The organism is Frischella perrara, from assembly GCF_000807275.1.
In the GTDB taxonomy this organism is placed as follows: domain Bacteria; phylum Pseudomonadota; class Gammaproteobacteria; order Enterobacterales; family Orbaceae; genus Frischella; species Frischella perrara.
Genome location: NZ_CP009056.1, coordinates 885,514 through 903,556, shown reverse-complemented (window position 1 = coordinate 903,556; position 18,043 = coordinate 885,514). Strand labels below are relative to the sequence as shown.

Genomic DNA, 18,043 nt, shown 5'->3' with positions numbered 1-18,043 from the left:
TAGTCTCTTCAATTAATTGTCAAAATGAGGGAAAACTGATTCTAATCAATCATTATCTAATTACTTTTAATCGCTTTTGATTTATTTAAGCGGTTTACCATAAAGTCTAATGACCAACAGATGATGACGTATACCATCAATACAAATAAGAAGATTTCTGTTGGATATATCATGGTACTGTTATTAATTTGAGTGGCTAAAAAAGTGAATTCTGCGACGCTCACTATATATGCTAATGAACTATCTTTAATTAAGGAAACCCATTGATTAACGATTGAGGGCATCATCATTTTTAATGCTTGCGGTAAAATGATATAACCAATGATTTGTGAACGTTTAAAACCTAATGAATAAGCGGCTTGCCATTGTTCTTGTGAAATAGCGATCATGCCGGCATAAACGGCATTGGCAATATAAGCGCCACCAACTAATGCTAAAGCCATAATAACGGTAAAGGTCGCTGGGATATCAACTTTAAACAGTACTGGTAATAAAAAATAAGTCCAAAATATCAACATTAGAATCGGAATGGCACGCAAAAAACCGAGGGTTATTACTAATAAATGACGTTTCCACCCGGTTAGAATTGTCAAACCTATACCCGTAATGATACCTATTATTGTTGATACAACAATTGCAGCCAAACTCATTAATAATGTTAAAGCAATTCCGCCTAATGCTTCATCTGGGTAGTTTCCCCATAATAAATAATCTAAGTTATCTACAATAACAGCAAATCCTGCTGCAAGTTCATCTATCGCCATTGATGATTTCCTTTTATTAATAATCGATGATGATAAATATTGCCTAATGTTCCTACAATGACGACAGCAATGATATAAAGTAAAGTAGCAATAGCAAAATCTTGAAAGGTTTTTAATGTTTCAGTTTCTACCTTACGTGAAATATATGAAAGTTCTAATACCCCTATCGCCATGGTTAACGAAGAGTTTTTGATTACATTCATATATTGGCCAATCAGTGGTGGAAATGCAATTTGAAAAGCTTGTGGCAAAATAATAAATCGATAACTCTGCCAATAATTCAACCCTAAAGCAAAAGCAGCATTGAGCTGCCCTGCTCTCACCCCATTGATACCCGCTTTAAATTCTTCAGCGATAAAGGCCGATGAGTAGCAGGTTAAAGCAATGAGTCCGATAAGAAATTCAAATGAGGGCATATTGATAGTAAATAGCCCCAAATCTATTGCTGGTTCGTCATATATCCAAAGTTTAAAATCCAATGATAATATACTACCAATACCAAAATACCAAAAAAATAATTGTGGTAATAAAGGTGAATAACGAAAAAGATTAATATAACCCTGAATAGAAAGGCGAATTATAGCAAATTGACTTTGACATAGTATAGCCAGCAGGAAACCAAACAAGGTTGATAAAATAATGGTAGAAAATGAAATCGATAACGTAACAACAAATCCCTCCCATAACCAAATCAAATATTGTGGAGCAAGGAGATATTCGGAAATTTCTGGAAAAATCATAATTTATATGGTCCCAATAAAAATCGCCACATTAGGTGGCGTTAAAATGCTATTTTTAGAAGTATCATTAATTTTACTAATTTGAAAATTCCACTTCACCAATTTTAAACTCACCTCTTGGCATAGCTGTAGGAGTTTCGGGACCAAACCATCGGTTATAAATATTAACTGCTTCACCTTTCTCTTCTAGACTTAGAAGCATTTTATTTACCTCTTGTAGTAATCTCTTTTCGCCCTTTGGTATACCTACTGCTTGATATTCTTTAGTAATACTAAATGGGGAAATTTCAAATTCTTCACGCTGTTTAGTTGGTAAATTGGCGAGTAAACCTATTAATTTAGCATCATCTTGCGTAATTGCTTGGACTACACCATTTTTTAAAGCCGTAAAGGCAAAAGGAGTATCATCATAAGAAATGACTTTAGCTGTCGGATACTGTTCACGAAGGGTTATTTCCATGACAGTACCTTTATCAGCTCCAATCCTCATTTTTTTTAGATCATCAGGTGTTTTCAATACGCCTTTTCTTGCAACAAATTTTTGCCCTGTAGCAAAGTAAGGAAGACTAAAATCAACGGCTTTTGCTCGTTCTGACGTTACCGTAAAATTGGCCACAATCAAATCAGCTTTTTGCGCAGTCAATAAGGGAATTCGATTTGCCGGATTAGTTGGCACAAGTTTTAATTTAACATTTAATGCTTCCGCAATAGCCTTTGCATAATCAGCATCAAGACCAACGATCTTTTTGCTCTTACCATCTACATAACCAAAAGGAGGATTGCTATCAAACACAGCAATTTTAATTTCACCACGCGTTTGAATATCATCCAAGCGATCGGCATAAGCCTGATTTGCAACTAGTGAAATAGTTAATATCATTAATCCTGTTTTTATCTTTTTGAATAATAGCTTCATATATCTATTCTCTTAATTTAGTTGGTAACAGCTTAACAAGTGATTAACTATATATTAAATAATATAAAATTACATGTTTATAACTTAAAATTATAACGCGCTTTTAAATTAACAAATTTGACTAAGTTAGTGATATTTAATAATCAATGATTGTCAGTGGCATATTCCGTTTATTCATAAAGTTATGCGTTTTTAGCATAAATCAATATCATTACTTTTGTTACACTTATGGGTATTAACAATTAATAAGGATATTCCGTGTTACTTTTTTTAAATGTCAGTATTTTTTCAATTCTATTACTAGGATTAATTTATATTCATTTTCATTACAAAACTTGGACTTTATCTCGGAAAGTATTTATTGCACTAGTAGCCGGGTTATTATTCGGTATTATTTTGCAAATTATTTATAGTGCCAATAACCCTGCAATCATAAGTCAATCGGTCGAGTGGTTTAATATTGTTGGCAATGGTTATGTAAAATTACTCCAAATGATAGTAATGCCTCTAATCTTTGTATCAATTCTAAGTGCGGTAGCTAAACTTCATGATGCTGCTTCATTAGGTAAAATAAGTAGCTTTGTCATCTCAATGTTATTATTAACAACTTTAATTGCAGCCATTGTGGCCATTATCGTTTCTTTATCATTTAACTTATCCGCAAATGAACTTACATCTGGAATTCAAGAACAGGCAAGAGCAATTAAACTTCAAGAGATTAAGAGTAATACCTTAGACAATCTTAGCGTTCCAGCAATGCTGCTCTCATTTTTACCAAGTAATCCATTTCAAGATTTAGCCGGTTTAAGATCAACATCCATTATGGGGGTAGTTATTTTTGCAATTTTTTTGGGAATTGCAGCTTTAAAACTACTAAAAGATAACCAAGAACAAGGTGCGACTCTTTTGTCTGGTATTATTATTTTACAACAATGGATCATGAAATTAGTTCGCATGGTTATTCAATTAACGCCTTACGGTGTATTTGCTCTAATGGTGAAAATGTCAGCAACTTCGGATGCCAAGAGTATGCTTTCGTTAGGTTTGTTTATTATTGCTTCCTATATTGCTATTTTAATCATGTTTATTATCCATGGTGTTTTGGTCATGCTAGTGGGTGAATCGTTTATTGGTTATTTCAAAAAAATTACCACGATCATGGCTTTTGCTTTTACAAGTCGTTCAAGTGCGGCAGCAATTCCATTAAATATACAAACACAAGAAACTCGCTTTGGTGTACCAAACAGTATTGCCAGTTTTTCAGCATCATTTGGGGCAATCATTGGTCAGAATGGTTGTGCGGGAATTTACCCAGCCATGTTAGCGATGATGATAGCGCCGACTATAGGCATTGACTTAAATTTACAATTCTTGGTTACATTAGTGTTTGTGGTCACAATTAGTTCAATTGGAGTTGCTGGCGTGGGTGGTGGCGCAACGTATGCAGCCTTAATTGTTTTACCTATAATGGGACTTCCAATTGAACTTGTTGCCCTTTTAATTTCAATTGAACCCATTATTGATATGGGGAGAACAGCATTGAATGTTAGTGGCACAATGACTTCAGGTATAGTTACAGCACACTTGCTCAAGCAAATAAATAAAAATCAAATTGAACAAAATTAATCATTTTTAAGCCAATATTCAAATAATATTGGCTTTTTTAATTTCAATTTGATTGCTTATAAATATTATTCTTCTAAATTATTCAACAATAATAACCAAAATGGAAATTGTGTCGTTTTTAAATCATATGTTGGTTATATTACTTTAATTATTTAAGTTAATTCGGTTAAATAAATCTGACTCAATACCCGTTAACATTGTTTGCATTGCCAATAGACCAATAACGTAATTCTCTGCATTTCTTTTTATTTCTTTAATATTCGTTTCATCACAGTGCATTTTATTAGCAATATTACTGATTGTTTGAAGAGCTATTACAGATCGATCATGAATAGTAATGAGTTCACCAAAATAAAATAATTTAAGGACTTTATATTCATTTTGCGATTTTATTGATTTTAATCGACCAAGTTTTGTAATTAAGGAATCGATCAAAACAATTTCAAAATCATCAAGTATTAATTCCGGTTTATGATCGCATGCTAAAGTTGTAATATATGGTTTATTATGCATTAATGTCTGTTGACGTGCCCATATTCCCCAAATGGTTAAAATATCAGTGATATTAAATTTCTTGTCAAGATTTTCATTGTTAGGTGAGTCAGGTTTTAGTTCAACTGCAGTTTTTATATTTTTATTAACTAACATTCTTACCTCATTACTTATTATCTGTAAATATGTATATTTATGGGCTACTTCGAATTGACCAATATAACTAACCAACAAAATGGCTGTTAATACTAAATATCATCAGAATTTTATTTTGATTATCATTCACTATTTCCTATAAACTAAGGTCATAACCAATAAAAATCAGATCTTAATGCACTGAAAATTTTTTACTTCAACATCAACCTTTATTTCTCTTTCAAAATCTATAACATACGATTCAAATGACTTAATTAAATCATTTTTGTTCATTTCAAAATCACGATATAATATTACGGTACCCCATGATTGCATTCCTTTTTTTACTTGTGCTGTAATCTTATACATTTTTTCCTCTCATATTATTTATAATTTTAATTATTTTTTGCCTTTCAAATTTTTAATTATTTAAATTTTAAATACTATTTTGAAAAACAGTTTTACCTGTATTATTAAACAGTTTATACTGTTTGTCAATTACAGATTTATCCATTAAATTTAATTCAACCAATTGGAGAAGCTATATTCATGAATAATCTAGGTAAAAGAATTAAAGCTCGTAGAGAAGAGCTGGGATTAACTCAACAAGAGATTGCAGAAAAAGTAGGTATTAAACAGCAGTCATATCAAGCTATTGAATCAGGAGAGACTAAAAAACCCAGAAATTTATATGAATTATCTATTGCTTTAAAATGCGATTTGGCATGGCTATTAAGTGGGAAAGAAAAAGAAATTAATAATGTTGAAATGGTCAAAATAATTTCACATCAAGTACCACTCATTAGTTACGTTCAGGCAGGTATCTGGAGAGAAATCTGTGAAATAAAGGATTCAACAGGATTTGATTACGTTATGACTTCATTAGAACTTTCAGAAAAAGCATTTGCGTTAGAAATAAAGGGCGATTCAATGGAACCTGAGTTTAAAGAAGGGGATATAATTATCGTAGATCCAATTGTAAAACCTATGCCTGGCGAGTTTGTGGTGGCAATCAATGGCGATGCTGAAGCAACATTCAAAAAATATCGTGAAATAGGTTACGATAATTTTGAAAGAATGCAATTCGAACTGGTTCCCTTAAATCCTGATTATACCACTTTAAGTAGTCTAAAACAGGATATCAAACTTATCGGTACTATGGTTGAACATCGAATATTTCGCCGTAAAAGATAAAATTGTCCTCCAGCGATGATTTTATCTTTTTATAATTATTTTAAGTTAAAGGAAGTCTCTGATATAACATTTTAAATGATATTTTTATCATAAAATTGACACAATTTAATCCTTATTTAATAGATAAAGTCCGATTAATCTAAATAGTTAGCATTTCAAATTTCTAAATATTTTACAAATAAAAACTGTTAACCCGACCTTATCCCCCTTTACAATAAACAGTTTAAACTGTACCATAAAAAAACTAATCAATAATTGCTGTTATTTTAAATTTTACTTTAATTAGCATAAATAAATTCACTGAACAATTTTAAAAACCATTTAATAAGTGAATGTCGTGGTACTAATTAAAATTTATTGAAAGGGAAATTATTATGTACAATTATAAATTAACCGGTAATGATGTTATGAGCTATCAAACAAACCTATTTAAAGCGAAATACAAAAAGATATTATTGTGTAGTATAACTATTGTGAATTTAGCAATCTTGCTTTAATAAAACATAATCAAGAAAAAAGTACTATTTCGATCTAAAATTATAGGATCAATTTAAAAGAGATTATTATTAAATAAGGTTAAATTCATACGTTATTTAATCCCCAAAAGCTTTTAATAAACCTGTTAATAAGTTATGTAATTAATTGATTATTATAATATTATATTAATGATTACTCTATAATCTATCCATCCATTTTAGTCTATTCTGACAACGAATCATTTAAATAAAGTTAATGATGCTTTAGGTATAAACTATGAAAATCTTTACCTACAACGCTCAGATTAGCAAAACTTTAGTTTTTGTATCTAAATTACCTAGCATATTTCAAGATAATATAAATTTATAGATATGGAGCAAATTCACGTTTTAACATAAAGTATGTTTATAATTAGCACTGGTACTTATGTATTTAGAATTGTTCTAAAACGAGTTAGTCTTCAGTAGCTCTATAGAATTACTCTATAGTGACCTGTTATAAGATATAAACAATGTATATTGTTCTTCTCTTATAAGTATCCATCTAAAAATTCATTATATAAATCATAGACAAAATAAAAGCCCCAAAGGGCTTTTTTATCTCAGATTGAAATTACTATATACTTTATATTCAATGAATTGATTAGTTGCTTTTATTATTTCTAATTCTGCACCTTTATATCTTATAGTTTTTGATTCTGATAAGTCATATTCGACATTATTTGAAAATGCAGGGCGAACAAAATCATTATTAAATTCTTTATACCCGATGTTAATCTTATTTCCTACTTTACCGTTATAGATTAGTATCTGCTGGAACGAGTTTTGATAAGTTACATTTTTCTTTTGGTAAAAAAATGAAGCATCACTATTACATAAAGAACCACCACTAATAGTAACAATACATAACTCATTATCTTTTTTATTAGTTCTAATCCCAGCAGGTATATCAGCAAAGGTTGATTTTCTCACTGTTAGACCAGAATTTAACTCATTTAAACCAAAAAACAGATACTTTTGATCTTCACCTACTTTTGAGTATTCTCCAGCAGGAATAGTAAAATCCACCCCCCTGCTAACAACTGTAGTTTGAGGAAAATGAATAACATCTTTTAACGCAGCTGTACCCTGTCTAACCATATCATCGCCAATAAATGTTTTTGTAACAACATTCAAATCGGGATAACTTATTTGTTTTGTTTCAGCTACATAATTATACTTCATAGTGTTACAAGCAGATAAAACCAAGCCAAATAAACTTAAAAGGATTATTCTTTTCATACTATTTCCTTAATAATTAAATTTTGGTAATGGTATGAAATTTTAGCGGTTAAATCAACGACGATTTAGTTTACCGTTTGTCGCATGTTATTATCTATTATGAATAAGACGGTTCCCTTATTACATGACCTAATTCCTTTGCCTCCTCTTTCGTAAATCCACTATTACCAACACGAACAAGAACATTTACCGCAAATCCATTTAAATTCTTTAAGAAACGCCTTTATGCATATGAGCATGATATGCTTGATAAAGTACCTGCTATAAAAATGTTACCAGAACCACCACCAAGACAAGTTATGTTATTGCACGCACAAGAAAAAAGACTTGTTGATGCGTTGTCCGATCATTTGATACCCATCGTACTTTTTGCATTAGCAACAGGGTTACGAATGAGTAATATAACTGGTTTTTTATGGGAAATGTAGATTTAAAAAATCGTCACGCTTGGGTTAATATCGGAAGCGCTAAAGTAAAAACAAAAGGGATCGGCATACCTTTAAATAGTGTTGCTTTGTATGTTTTGGAAAATTTAAAAGGCAAGCACCCCATTCATGTTTTTAGTTATAAAGGAAATCCGATAAAACGTGCAAACTCCAAAGCATGGCGAAATGCACGCAAACGTGCTGGACTTAGTGATTTAAGATTCCATGATTTGAGGCACGTTTGGGCTAGTAGGTATTCTATGAATGGCACACACCCGCACGCTTTACATTTACAAGATCTTGGAGTTTGGAGCAAAGCGGATACTGTAAGACCTTATGCGCATTTGTCATCACGGCATTTGTTAGTAGCGTCAGAAAATGCATTATCAGAAAGTGTCACAAATTTGACACAAAGATTTTTGCAATAAAAAAAGCACTTTCGTGGAGTGCTTTAATTAATTGATATTCTTTAAGATTTGGCGGAACGGACGGGGCTCGAACCCGCGACCCCCTGCGTGACAGGCAGGTATTCTAACCAACTGAACTACCGCTCCGCTTATATTACATTCGATATAAACTATCTAAATGTACTTTATGCAATCGGCTTGATAAAGTAAGCGCATATTAATCATTTACATGTCGGTCGTCAATAGAAATTTAACTCGCAACGATTGATTGAGTGTTAATTCAGCATTATGATGATAAATCATCTAATTTTCGCCAAATAGATCCCCCGCTCTTTTTATCTATTTTATCTAAAGATCGTCCATGCTCTGCAAGTTCCGATGAATTTGCACGGATAATTTTCAGGTTAAAATTATCTCGCTTAATCTTTTCCATTGCAATTTTATCTGATATTGAATTGTTTGAACTATTTTCTTCTTGGTTGAAAGATAAAAGCGTCTGTCCACCCGTCATGGCTAAATAAACTTCTGCTAATATCTCCGCATCAAGCAAAGCTCCATGTAATGTTCGATGAGAATTATCAATTTGATAACGTTCACAAAGTACATCTAAGTTATTGCGCTTACCCGGGAAAAGTCGCCTAGCCATTGCTAAAGTATCAGTGACTATACAATGAGAAGCGGTAACAAAATTGATGCCTGCCATTCTGAATTCATAATCCATAAATCCCACATCAAACGGTGCATTGTGGATGATTAGTTCCCCTCCATCAATAAATTTGATAAAGTCATTAGCGATATCTTTAAATAGAGGTTTATCGCGAAGATCATCATCACTAATACCATGCACGGCAAAAGCTTCAGGATCAACCAATCTTTCCGGATTTATATAAACATGAAAATGGTTACCTGTTAACCGTCTATTCACTACTTCAACTGCGCCGATTTCAATTATTCGATGCCCTTCATAATGATTTTTACCGTTTTGATTCATACCAGTGGTTTCGGTATCCAGTATAATCTGTCGATTTGGAACTAAAGTTTTGTTAGCATTCATAATGATAAGATATTTACTTTTCTTTAAAAATTAAATCTGTAATATAGTTTACAGTTTATTTATAAATTTCAAAGTCTCCTTTTAATTATGCTAAAAAAAATCGAAATTTTTACTGATGGTTCATGTTTGGGTAATCCTGGACCTGGTGGTTATGCGGCAATTCTAAGATATAAACAAAACGAACGGATATTATCTGAAGGGTATTATAGAACTACAAATAACCGTATGGAGTTACTTGCTGCTATCGTTGCTTTAGAAGCTGTGAAAGAAAAATGTTATATAACACTCTATTCGGACAGCCAATATCTTAGAAATGGGATTATGTCTTGGATTTTTAACTGGAAAAAAAATGGTTGGAAAACATCTCAAAAAAAAACAGTTAAAAATGCAGATTTATGGCGTCGATTAGATAATGTTGCCACTGTCCATCAAATTGACTGGCATTGGGTTAAAGGACATGCTGGCCATGAGGAGAATGAACGTTGTGACGTTATTGCTAAAGAAGCAGCTAATTCTCCTTCGAAAACAGATGAAGGATTTATAGAAAATAACTGATTTTATAATCGTTCATATTTCATTTATAACGCCATTTAAGACTAAATAATTAATTTATGGGTAAACAGATGATGTTACATATTATTCCAGCTTTAAAGGATAATTACATTTGGTTATTAGAGACATCAAACCAACATGTTATTATTGTTGATCCTAGTGAGTCACAGCCAGTTATTGATTACCTTAACCAAAAGCAATTAATACCTATTACAATTCTATTAACGCATCATCATCAGGATCATATTGATGGCGTAATGGCACTTAAAAATTACTATCCCAATTTACCAGTATATGGACCTAATGAAATCAATTTACCTATTAATCATATAACCGACCATTCGGAAATCATGATAGACAACCAAATTATCAAGATTATTGCCGTACCTGGGCATACGATTGGACACCTTGCCTATTATTGTAAACCTTATCTCTTTTGTGGTGATACCTTATTTTCTGCTGGTTGTGGTAGAATTTTTGAAGGAACTTATCAACAAATGTTTAATTCATTAAATAAACTTAAACAACTACCGAACAGCACCATAGTTTGCCCTGCACATGAATACACACTTAGCAATTTAGAATTTTCACGACATATTTTACCAAATGATGAAGATATCAATGCGTATTATCAGCAAATTAAACATCAAACAATTACGCTTCCTTCAACAATAGGAAAAGAAAAGCGAATAAATTTGTTTTTACGCTGTGATGAAGCTTTTTTACAAAAACAATTTAATATGCAAAATGCATTAGATCTTTTTAAATTTTTCAGAACACAAAAAGACAATTTTTAGTTATAATACGCAACATTTTTCTTTTCAGACTTGATAATAATTAATGAAAAAAATTGTTGCGACTGCTTTATTACTATTGCCATTGGTTGGTTGTCAATCAGTACAGACAAAGCAAAAACCAGTTATAACACATAAAAAAGATACAATTGAATTAAGTACAACATCTTCTTTAATTATCCAAAATCCTTGGTACTATGTACAAAATCAATTGAATATTAATATTCCTGAGAATAAACGTATTCAACAGGAAAAACAAAAGATATTAAAAAATCGAAAATCTTTTGAAAGTAATTTACTTCGTTCTGAACCTTACATTTATTACATAGTAAAACAACTCAAAGAGCGTAATATGCCGGTCGAGTTGGCACTAATACCACTTATTGAAAGTTCTTATAATCAACGAGCAACATCCTATGCTAAAGCAGCGGGGTTATGGCAAATAGTTCCGATAACAGCTAAAGAATATGGTTTAGAACAAAATAGTTATTATGATCCAAGACGCGATTTCATTCAGTCAACCGATACTGCTATTAATTTATTGCAGTATCTCAACCAACGCTTTGATGGCGATTGGTTATTAACCCTTGCTGCCTATAATGCAGGGGAAAATCGGGTAAAAAAAGCTATTAAATGGAATCAAAGCAAAGGATTACCAACCAATTTCTGGGCACTAAATTTATCTAAACAAACTATGCAATATGTACCTAAATTTATTGCCTTAATTGATATAATTAAGCATAGCGATACCTATGAGTTATCGCTACCTACTTGTGAATATGAAAACTCATTAGTTAGAGTTGATTTAAACAAACAAGTAAGTTTAGAAAAAATAGCTCAATATTCGGGAATTTCGATGGATGAATTATTAGAATATAATGCAGCTTATTTGAAAAAAGTCATTAAAGGGAATTCCTATCACTTATTTATACCGTCCGTCTATGCGAATGCATTAATGATCGAATTAAAGAAATCAAATGCCATACAACCCAAAATAACTGATTTAATGCATTTAAATACAGAGACCGGACCTATTGCAAGCTCATTTGATGCAACAGCATTTACAAATAATAAATATTTTAAAATTAATGACATAGATATTCATTTTTATGAAAAAGAACATCAACGATATAGTCAAATTATTTATCTTGTAAAACGTGGCGATAATCTTTATAAAATTGCTAAAAATTATAATGTTAAAGTAAGCGAACTTATTAAATGGAATAAGATAACTAAAATTAACCAGCTTAAACCAGGCGATAAATTAACTATCAATATTGATAATAGCAAATTGTGATAATGCTAAATGATTACAGTATACATAATGTTGGTCAAAATTGGGCTTTTTAGATAACTGTAATCATTTAACTAATTATAAAATCAACTAATATAGGATTATGATCAGAAGCATTAGTATGAACGATTTTCGCCTGTTCTATTTTCAAATCCCGATAAAATACAAAGTCAAGCGGACGTCCCATAAAGGTCTTGCGAATATCGCTTGAAAAATTAACCATTTTTAAGTTTATCTTACGGATTAAACGATAAAGTAAATGTAAACGCTGCCGACTCCATGAATTAAAATCGCCCGCTAAAATGATAGGACCTTCATGACTTACAAGTTGATTTAATAAAATTCTGATTTGTTGACGATATATCTTAAGTCCAAAACTAAAATTAACAGCATGAATATTAGCTACTAATAGCGTTCGTTTATGATCCAATATTTGATATTGAGTGACTAAAGCCGATTTCGGTATTCGTATTAAAGGTTCTTTCTCTTTAAATCCAATAGATTTGATTGGGGCTATATTTGCAATAGTCATTACACCAGAATAAACATCTTTAAAAGCGTAAGCTGGAACCTGATCTGCAATTTTATGATGGCTGTGAATAAAATTAAGTAATTGTGGTGTAGTTTGTGCCTCTTGCAAGATGAGTAATGTTGTATTATCAGCATACTCCTCTAACAAACGCATACAATCTAATCGTTTCTGTTTGAAGATATTCCATACCAGAATACTAACTCTATCGGATTTAGTAATCGGCATGGAAGATGACACCATATTATCGGGTTCGATCAATCTTGCTTGACAACCCGCCTCATAACGAACAACATAATCAGCGTTAAACAACAATTTATTGGACTTAATAATTGGCATAATATATACCTCTGTTGTTTATTGACTGATTTGCTTAATATACTCGTCAAATGATAATTGTTGTTGTTCTTCTTTACATTTTTGCTTCGCTAGGGATTGATTACGTTGGCAAATAAAATCCTTTTCAGTCAAAATCTGTAACGGTTCTGCATTAAGTTGTTGTTTATATTGTTTTGCTAATGCGAAACCAAATTTGGCTGTCCCCATATCACTAATCGCTTGTAAAGTACGCGCAGATAACGTTAATTCAGGATGGTCAAACATAACATCTAAATGCTCACACACTTGACGATAACGTTTTTGTGAATCTTTGTGATCTAATACATCTGCAACTCGCAATAAATCTTTAAAAAGATTATGTCCTACTTTTGCCAATGGTTCATGGTGATCACCACATCCCATACTAATGATTTGACCTGGTTTACGACCTTCCAATATGACTCGATTCCAATTCACTTTGGCACATTGTAATTCATCGCTTGACATTTTAGGCGCTGGGGCTAATACACACCAGATTAGGAAAAGGTCAACAAATCTAATTTGTTCTTCTGTAATACCTATCGGAGAAAACGGGTTAATATCCAAAGAACGAACTTCAATATATTCAATACCACCTCGTAATAATGCCTCTGATGGAGTTTCATCTTTTCTAGGTACTCGTTTTGGTCTAATAGGGGCATAAAATTCGTTTTCTATTTGCAAGATATTATCATTAATCTGCCTATATACACCATCTACTTTTACACCCATTTGGCTAAATTTCTCTGAGCGTGTGTGTGTTGCTTTTTGAATACCACGAACATAGGTTTCTAAATCATTAAAAGTGATACCTAACTGTTTTTGAGCATCATTGGTATAACCAATATCACTTAATCGTAATGATGTAGCATATGGTAAAAAATAACTACCATTATTTTGTTGAGAAAATTCAGCTAGTTTTTTCTGATCTTTGATAAAAGACGGACATATCGAAGGTGAAGCACCAAATAAAAATGGAATAACCCATCCAAATCGATAATAATTTCTTATTAAGCTCAAATAACCATCGGAAATAATATCCTGTCCTTCCTCGGTATTTTTTATACCTTCTTTAGCTTGCCAAAAAGCCTGTGGTAACGAAAAATTGTAATGCACACCAGAAATGATTTGCATCATCGCACCATAACGGTTTTTTAGTCCTTCACGATAAAGTGTTTTTAACCTTCCCTCATTTGAACTACCATATTGAGCTAATAAAATATCCTCCTCTTTACCAATAAAGCAAGGCATACTTAATGGCCACATTAACTCATCTCGAATTTGAATATTAGTATATCGATGTAAATCCCGCAAAAAAGTTAATGTATAATCAATATTAGTATTGACAGGAGTAATAAATTCTAACATTGGTTCAGCGAAATCGGTGGTTATCCACGGATGTGTCAAAGCAGAACCTATCTCTGCTGGAAAAGGCATAGATGACAAACTACCATCAGGTAAGATCCTTAATGTTTCGCGTTCTACACCGCGCTGAATTCCATCTAAAATTGTATAATGCTTTTCAAGCCATGTTAATGAATTTGATACATCAGGGATCATAGTTGTTCTTCCTACCTAAAATTAAGCTATCTAATATTAACATAATTTAATTATCACTTTTGGTAAATCTAACAGGTTAACTAATAATTTAATCACAATAAATTACTTAATAATGAAATGGCTTAATATAATTCAAAGATTATTTTCGCTTTTAAACATAATTAACTAATTATATTATTATTAAAAAATTTTAAATAAATGAAACTCTGTAATTATCAAAATAATTTAAGCTATTCTAGCGCTAAAAGAGCCGCTTCTTGAGCATGAATTAAGCTAGTATCAAATAAAGGTATGGAAATATCACTTTGTTTTATCAATAAACCAATTTCAGTACATCCCAAAATGACACCTTGAATACCTAATTGACACATTCTATTTATAATATCTAAATAGATATTTTTTGACTTAGGATTGATTTTACCTAAACATAATTCGTTAAAAATAACATCATTAATTACTTGGCGATCTTGCTCTTCAGGAATCACGATATCAAAACCATTTTGGATCAGAATATCTTTGTAAAACTCTTGTTCCATCGTGTATTTTGTTCCTAATAGCGCCACTTTATTAATATTATATTTATTTAACGCCCTAACTGTCATCTCAGCAATATGCAAAATAGGTATAGTAATCTGACTATTAATATATGGCACAACTTTATGCATTGTATTGCTACAAATTACAATAAAATCAGCACCTGCTTTTTGCAAATTTAAAGCTGCTTCGGCTAGAACTTCTGCACTTTTTTGCCAATTATTAGTAGATTGATAATGCTCAATTTCTTGAAAATTCACACTGTATAAAATACATTCGGCTGAATGTAAACCACCTAAATGCTGTTTGACTACTTGATTAATAATTTGATAGTAAGTAATCGAGCTTTCCCAACTCATTCCACCAATTAAGCCTATTTTTTTCATATTATTATGACCTTATATTTTTTCCATTAAAACTAAAATTTCCATATGCTCACTATGAGGAAACATATCAAAAAGCTGTACAGACAACATTCTATAGCCTATCAAACTTTTTAAATCTGATACTAAACTAGTCAAATTACAACTAGAATAAAGTATATATCTTGGTGAAACAGTTTGTAAAAAATTAATCAATGTACTACCAATTCCGCGACGAGGTGGATTAACTAGAATTAAATCAGGGATATCACTATTCTGATTCACAGCAAACTGGCTCGCATCCAGTGATTGAAAACGTACATCCGAAAAACCTAAATGATTTGCGGACAATTTCGCACAATCAATAGCTTCAGGATTAATTTCAATACCAACCAATGATCTCTGTGAATTTGTACAATGTAAACCGAAGCCTCCTACTCCACAAAAAAGATCCCATATTGATTTTATAGGTAAATTTGCCAACCATTCTCTAGCCGTTAGGTATAACTGACTAGCAACCGTCGTATTTGTCTGAAAAAAGCTCCCTTTATGTAAAAATAATGGAACATTATTTAGTTTGACTGGGAAATAGGTTTGGCGAGTTAAAATTACCTCTTCTTTGCCCTCTAAGATTGCTGCATGAGTCGGTTGAATATTAATACTAATTACCGCTAAATTAGGTATATAGTTTTGTAAAAATGCAATTGAAGAAGCTATTTTGGTTTGATATTTAGCAGAACGCAAGACGAACCTTAGCATAAATTGATCTTCGGCTTGAGTTAAGATGATAAATTTCAATTCTCCTTTCATTTTTTTTATATTATAAGGAACTAATTGTAGCTGTTTAATATAGTTTTTTATTTTACTCAGCACTAACTTCATTGTATTGGTATACAATGGACAATCACATAAATCAATTGCTTCATTGTTAGTCATAATCCCAAGAATAGGTTTTTCTACGGTTCCAAGCACTGCCATTTTAGCTTTATTTCTAAAAGCTGAATCACTGCTAGCGATAGGCGGAAAAATAGTTAATGGAGAAAAGGAATTAAGATGTTCTTTTAAACATCGTTGCTTATCGTGTAATTGAGACGAATAGGATTTATCTATCCAGCGACAAGATAAGCATTTATTTTGTTCATAATAATGGCACTTCATTTCTTTTATAACCAACAAATCTTCTCAATTAAAAAATAATTTGAAATTTTCAGGAACTAATTACTTCTTTCATGGTCTTACTATATGCCACTGCAGATATTTCATTTTATTTCCCATTAGCCACCTAACTTTTTTAGGTGGCTTTTCTCTAAATATATCTCTTTCTTTTCATATAATTCAGCTAAAAGCCAATTCTATTAATCTTCAATCTGATAAGGAAAATATATTAAAATATTAAAAAATAAAATTTTTCAATAATTGCGATCATTTGTTTATAGGAAATATATAGTTTGAAACTTATCTTTAATTAATAATAATTATTTAAAACGATGCATATGTATATCATTAAATATACTTTAACAGGATTCTAGGTTAAATATCGCAATTTATAATTTATTCATTACTGGTAATCGCTTTACAATTTGATTAGATAATGATGAATTTATTGAAATAATAAAACTTGCATACTTTAATTTTGATTTCAAAATTAATAACCAAAACCTTATTATTTCTTTGTTACACACCATTTCTGATGAATGACTAAAGACAATATAATCACTCCACTCCCAAGTAAAAAACGAACCCAATCAATTTGTTGTCCCCATAGTACTACATTAACAATAATCCCAACAGGAATAACCACATTATTCATAATGGCTAATGTACCTGAATCAACTTTTGTTGCACCATAATTCCACAAAAAGTAACCCAGTCCTGAAGCTACGATTCCTAACCAAATTATAATTGCCCATTGTGTTTCTGTTGTGGGTAAACGGCTTTTATCTCCAAATATTATCCAACCAATAATTGAAATTATTGCTGCACCTACATAAACCCATGTAAATGAATAATGTTGTGGCAAATTATAGAGTTCCATAATTCTTTTATAGCCGACTTGCCCAATGGCAAAAACAATGCTAGAGGCTTGAATCATTAAAAAGCCGATAATAAAGTTAGCTGTGATTTGATCGTAACGGATTATTGCTGCACCAATAACAGCTAATAGCGTAGTCAGTAAGTAAGTGATTTTAATTTTATTTTTACATAATAAATCATAGATTAATGTGACATAAATTGGGGTAAAGATTGTGAACAAAAGTAATTCTGGAACGGTTAAATAAGCAAAGGCTTTGTAATAAAATACATACATAATTCCAAGTTGAAAAGCCCCTACACCAGCCAATAATATAATTTGCTTAAGAGTAAAAAACCTAAAACGTAAAAACGGGATAAAAACAAGTAAAGCTAAACATATTCTGCTAACAACGGCAAACCAACTATCTACTTGCCCACTTAAATAAACACCAATCAAACTGAACGAAAATGACCAAATTGCAGTCACAATAAATAGATATATCATATATACTTGTTAATTAAAAATTTAGTTATATTT

The 18,043-nt window shown here is 31.4% G+C and carries 18 protein-coding genes and 1 tRNA gene; 7 read left to right on the top strand and 12 right to left on the bottom strand.

Annotation, left to right across the window (positions count from 1 at the left end; genetic code table 11):
* Positions 1-56: 56 nt before the first annotated feature.
* The 3 genes from FPB0191_RS03995 to FPB0191_RS03985 all read right to left on the bottom strand — a co-directional run bounded on the left by FPB0191_RS03995 (position 57) and on the right by FPB0191_RS03985 (position 2,384).
* The gene (locus FPB0191_RS03995; protein WP_052236746.1) at positions 57-764 is read right to left on the bottom strand and encodes an amino acid ABC transporter permease; all 708 of its coding nucleotides are present in this window, start codon (positions 762-764) and stop codon (positions 57-59) included.
* Positions 755-1,504 (bottom strand): amino acid ABC transporter permease, encoded by a 750-nt coding sequence (locus FPB0191_RS03990; RefSeq protein ID WP_039104215.1) that lies wholly within the window; start codon positions 1,502-1,504, stop codon positions 755-757. The genes FPB0191_RS03995 and FPB0191_RS03990 overlap by 10 nt, the downstream gene beginning before the upstream one ends.
* A 76-nt stretch (positions 1,505-1,580) precedes the next feature.
* A complete protein-coding gene (locus tag FPB0191_RS03985) occupies positions 1,581-2,384 on the bottom strand; it encodes an ABC transporter substrate-binding protein (RefSeq protein ID WP_110021801.1) in 804 nt (267 codons plus the stop codon).
* A gap of 294 nt (positions 2,385-2,678) precedes the next feature.
* On the opposite strand from FPB0191_RS03985, the gene FPB0191_RS03980 reads away from it, so the two are divergent.
* The gene (locus FPB0191_RS03980) at positions 2,679-4,046 is read left to right on the top strand and encodes an L-cystine transporter (RefSeq protein WP_039104212.1); all 1,368 of its coding nucleotides are present in this window, start codon (positions 2,679-2,681) and stop codon (positions 4,044-4,046) included.
* Positions 4,047-4,190: 144 nt separating this feature from the next.
* On the opposite strand, the gene FPB0191_RS03975 is transcribed toward FPB0191_RS03980, so the two are convergent.
* Positions 4,191-4,694, bottom strand: a complete 504-nt coding sequence (locus FPB0191_RS03975) for a hypothetical protein (RefSeq protein ID WP_039104209.1) — start codon at positions 4,692-4,694, stop codon at positions 4,191-4,193.
* 528 nt (positions 4,695-5,222) lie between these two features.
* Here FPB0191_RS03975 and FPB0191_RS03965 point away from each other — a divergent pair.
* Entirely contained in the window at positions 5,223-5,867 is a 645-nt protein-coding gene (locus tag FPB0191_RS03965) for a LexA family protein (RefSeq protein ID WP_039104205.1), read from the top strand.
* Between the two features lie 1,073 nt (positions 5,868-6,940).
* On the opposite strand, the gene FPB0191_RS03960 is transcribed toward FPB0191_RS03965, so the two are convergent.
* Complete coding sequence (locus FPB0191_RS03960) at positions 6,941-7,624, bottom strand: hypothetical protein (protein WP_039104204.1); 684 nt, start codon at positions 7,622-7,624, stop codon at positions 6,941-6,943.
* A gap of 242 nt (positions 7,625-7,866) precedes the next feature.
* Here FPB0191_RS03960 and FPB0191_RS11635 point away from each other — a divergent pair, with 242 nt between their 5' ends.
* Positions 7,867-8,052 (top strand): site-specific integrase, encoded by a 186-nt coding sequence (locus FPB0191_RS11635; protein ID WP_052236745.1) that lies wholly within the window; start codon positions 7,867-7,869, stop codon positions 8,050-8,052.
* A complete protein-coding gene (locus tag FPB0191_RS03955; RefSeq protein ID WP_052236744.1) occupies positions 8,040-8,477 on the top strand; it encodes a tyrosine-type recombinase/integrase in 438 nt (145 codons plus the stop codon). Before FPB0191_RS11635 ends, FPB0191_RS03955 begins: the two co-directional genes overlap by 13 nt.
* A gap of 49 nt (positions 8,478-8,526) precedes the next feature.
* Here the strand turns inward: FPB0191_RS03955 and FPB0191_RS03950 are convergent.
* Both FPB0191_RS03950 and dnaQ read right to left on the bottom strand, forming a co-directional pair.
* Positions 8,527-8,603 (bottom strand) — tRNA-Asp (locus tag FPB0191_RS03950).
* Positions 8,604-8,742: 139 nt separating this feature from the next.
* Positions 8,743-9,510, bottom strand: coding sequence for a DNA polymerase III subunit epsilon (gene dnaQ, locus FPB0191_RS03945; RefSeq protein ID WP_039104202.1), 768 nt, complete (start codon positions 9,508-9,510; stop codon positions 8,743-8,745).
* Between the two features lie 87 nt (positions 9,511-9,597).
* Between dnaQ and rnhA the strand changes: the two genes are divergently transcribed.
* The 3 genes from rnhA (at position 9,598) to FPB0191_RS03930 (ending at position 12,153) form a co-directional block, all read left to right on the top strand.
* Complete coding sequence (gene rnhA / locus FPB0191_RS03940) at positions 9,598-10,065, top strand: ribonuclease HI (RefSeq protein WP_039104200.1); 468 nt, start codon at positions 9,598-9,600, stop codon at positions 10,063-10,065.
* 68 nt (positions 10,066-10,133) lie between these two features.
* Complete coding sequence (gene gloB / locus FPB0191_RS03935) at positions 10,134-10,859, top strand: hydroxyacylglutathione hydrolase (protein ID WP_039104198.1); 726 nt, start codon at positions 10,134-10,136, stop codon at positions 10,857-10,859.
* A 43-nt stretch (positions 10,860-10,902) separates the two neighbouring features.
* Positions 10,903-12,153: a transglycosylase SLT domain-containing protein gene (locus tag FPB0191_RS03930; RefSeq protein WP_052236743.1), complete on the top strand. Its 1,251-nt coding sequence runs from the start codon at positions 10,903-10,905 to the stop codon at positions 12,151-12,153.
* 67 nt (positions 12,154-12,220) lie between these two features.
* On the opposite strand, the gene FPB0191_RS03925 is transcribed toward FPB0191_RS03930, so the two are convergent.
* The 5 genes from FPB0191_RS03925 to FPB0191_RS03905 form a co-directional block, all read right to left on the bottom strand.
* Positions 12,221-13,018 (bottom strand): endonuclease/exonuclease/phosphatase family protein, encoded by a 798-nt coding sequence (locus FPB0191_RS03925; RefSeq protein ID WP_052236742.1) that lies wholly within the window; start codon positions 13,016-13,018, stop codon positions 12,221-12,223.
* Between the two features lie 18 nt (positions 13,019-13,036).
* Positions 13,037-14,596 (bottom strand): glutamate--cysteine ligase, encoded by a 1,560-nt coding sequence (gshA, locus tag FPB0191_RS03920; RefSeq protein ID WP_039104196.1) that lies wholly within the window; start codon positions 14,594-14,596, stop codon positions 13,037-13,039.
* A 230-nt stretch (positions 14,597-14,826) separates the two neighbouring features.
* Positions 14,827-15,516 carry an aspartate/glutamate racemase family protein gene (locus FPB0191_RS03915; RefSeq protein ID WP_039104194.1) on the bottom strand — a complete coding sequence of 230 codons (690 nt, stop codon included), beginning with the start codon at positions 15,514-15,516 and terminating at the stop codon, positions 14,827-14,829.
* 12 nt (positions 15,517-15,528) lie between these two features.
* A complete protein-coding gene (gene rlmC, locus FPB0191_RS03910; protein WP_039104193.1) occupies positions 15,529-16,650 on the bottom strand; it encodes a 23S rRNA (uracil(747)-C(5))-methyltransferase RlmC in 1,122 nt (373 codons plus the stop codon).
* 505 nt (positions 16,651-17,155) lie between these two features.
* On the bottom strand, positions 17,156-18,010 hold the full coding sequence (locus FPB0191_RS03905; protein ID WP_039104191.1) for a carboxylate/amino acid/amine transporter: 855 nt from the start codon (positions 18,008-18,010) through the stop codon (positions 17,156-17,158).
* Between the last annotated feature and the right edge of the window lie 33 nt (positions 18,011-18,043).

Excerpts from the sequence above, each read along its gene's own strand:
- FPB0191_RS03995 (WP_052236746.1), bottom strand. The coding sequence starts at position 764 with ATGGCGATAGATGAACTTGCAGCAGGATTTGCTGTTATTGTAGATAAC.
- FPB0191_RS03990 (WP_039104215.1), bottom strand. The coding sequence starts at position 1,504 with ATGATTTTTCCAGAAATTTCCGAATATCTCCTTGCTCCACAATATTTG.
- FPB0191_RS03985 (WP_110021801.1), bottom strand. The coding sequence starts at position 2,384 with ATGATATTAACTATTTCACTAGTTGCAAATCAGGCTTATGCCGATCGC.
- FPB0191_RS03975 (WP_039104209.1), bottom strand. The coding sequence starts at position 4,694 with ATGTTAGTTAATAAAAATATAAAAACTGCAGTTGAACTAAAACCTGAC.
- FPB0191_RS03965 (WP_039104205.1), top strand. The coding sequence starts at position 5,223 with ATGAATAATCTAGGTAAAAGAATTAAAGCTCGTAGAGAAGAGCTGGGA.
- FPB0191_RS03960 (WP_039104204.1), bottom strand. The coding sequence starts at position 7,624 with ATGAAAAGAATAATCCTTTTAAGTTTATTTGGCTTGGTTTTATCTGCT.
- FPB0191_RS11635 (WP_052236745.1), top strand. The coding sequence starts at position 7,867 with ATGCTTGATAAAGTACCTGCTATAAAAATGTTACCAGAACCACCACCA.
- FPB0191_RS03955 (WP_052236744.1), top strand. The coding sequence starts at position 8,040 with ATGGGAAATGTAGATTTAAAAAATCGTCACGCTTGGGTTAATATCGGA.
- dnaQ (WP_039104202.1), bottom strand. The coding sequence starts at position 9,510 with ATGAATGCTAACAAAACTTTAGTTCCAAATCGACAGATTATACTGGAT.
- rnhA (WP_039104200.1), top strand. The coding sequence starts at position 9,598 with ATGCTAAAAAAAATCGAAATTTTTACTGATGGTTCATGTTTGGGTAAT.
- gloB (WP_039104198.1), top strand. The coding sequence starts at position 10,134 with ATGATGTTACATATTATTCCAGCTTTAAAGGATAATTACATTTGGTTA.
- FPB0191_RS03930 (WP_052236743.1), top strand. The coding sequence starts at position 10,903 with ATGAAAAAAATTGTTGCGACTGCTTTATTACTATTGCCATTGGTTGGT.
- FPB0191_RS03925 (WP_052236742.1), bottom strand. The coding sequence starts at position 13,018 with ATGCCAATTATTAAGTCCAATAAATTGTTGTTTAACGCTGATTATGTT.
- gshA (WP_039104196.1), bottom strand. The coding sequence starts at position 14,596 with ATGATCCCTGATGTATCAAATTCATTAACATGGCTTGAAAAGCATTAT.
- FPB0191_RS03915 (WP_039104194.1), bottom strand. The coding sequence starts at position 15,516 with ATGAAAAAAATAGGCTTAATTGGTGGAATGAGTTGGGAAAGCTCGATT.
- rlmC (WP_039104193.1), bottom strand. The coding sequence starts at position 16,650 with ATGAAGTGCCATTATTATGAACAAAATAAATGCTTATCTTGTCGCTGG.
- FPB0191_RS03905 (WP_039104191.1), bottom strand. The coding sequence starts at position 18,010 with ATGATATATCTATTTATTGTGACTGCAATTTGGTCATTTTCGTTCAGT.